The sequence below is a fragment of the Neisseria sp. P0021.S006 genome (assembly GCF_051956895.1).
Genome location: NZ_JBQCWZ010000506.1, coordinates 1 through 972 on the forward strand (window position 1 = coordinate 1; position 972 = coordinate 972).

Sequence of the window (972 nt, forward strand, 5' to 3'; positions counted from 1 at the left end):
ACGAAGGCGGTTTTGCTGAACACGTCGTCGCGTTGTACTTTCACGCCGCGCGGCAAGAGGTTGTGTAGATTGATGAAGTTGTTTACGGCGTTGAACACGGCTTGTTTCAAGCCTGCTTCATGAGTACCGCCCAGAGGGGTGGGAATCAGGTTGACATAGCTTTCGTTGGCGCATGAGCCTTCTTCCAGCCAAGTCAGGGCAAAGGCGGCGCCTTCGCCGATGCTGAAATCGCCGTTGTGGCCGTCTGAAATGTAGTTTTCGCAGGAGAAGATAGGTACGGCTTCTTGTGCGTCGGCAATCAGGTCGGTCAGATAGCTTTTCAGGCCGTCCGGATAGTGCCAAGTTTGGGTGTGCGCTTCATCCTCGCCTTTGACCGGACGGGTCAGGGAAACGCGCACGCCGGGCAGCAATACGGCTTTGGCGCGCAGCAGGCGTTCGAGTTCGGGAATGCTGTAATTTGGGCTTTCAAAATATTTGCCGTCCGGCCACACGCGCACTTCGGTACCGCTGTCTTTGACGGCGCATTTGCCCACTTCTGTCAAAGGCTCGATGACGTCGCCACCGGAAAAGACGATGCGGTGGACTTTACCTTCGCGTTTGACTGTTACTTCAAGGCGGGTGGAAAGGGCATTGGTAACAGATACGCCGACGCCGTGCAGGCCGCCTGAAAAGGCATACGCGCTGCCGCCGTCTTTTTTATTGAACTTGCCGCCTGCGTGCAGACGGGTAAACACGAGTTCGACTACGGGTACGCCTTCTTCAGGGTGCAGGCCGACGGGAATACCGCGACCGTTATCACGGACGGAAAGCGAACCGTCTTCATGAATTTGCACGTCGATTGCAGTCGCGAAACCGCCCAATGCCTCGTCCGCCGCGTTATCAATCACTTCCTGACAGATATGGGTCGGGCTGTCGGTACGGGTGTACATACCGGGACGTTCTTTGACCGGCTCCAAGCCTTTGAGGACGGTA

Annotated in this window: 1 protein-coding gene; it reads right to left on the minus strand. The window is 56.4% G+C overall.

Annotated features, from left to right (window positions below; genetic code table 11):
- Positions 1 to 972 (minus strand): ATP-binding protein (locus ACTHUM_RS15305; RefSeq protein WP_440403329.1); only part of this gene is annotated, 972 nt, incomplete at both ends.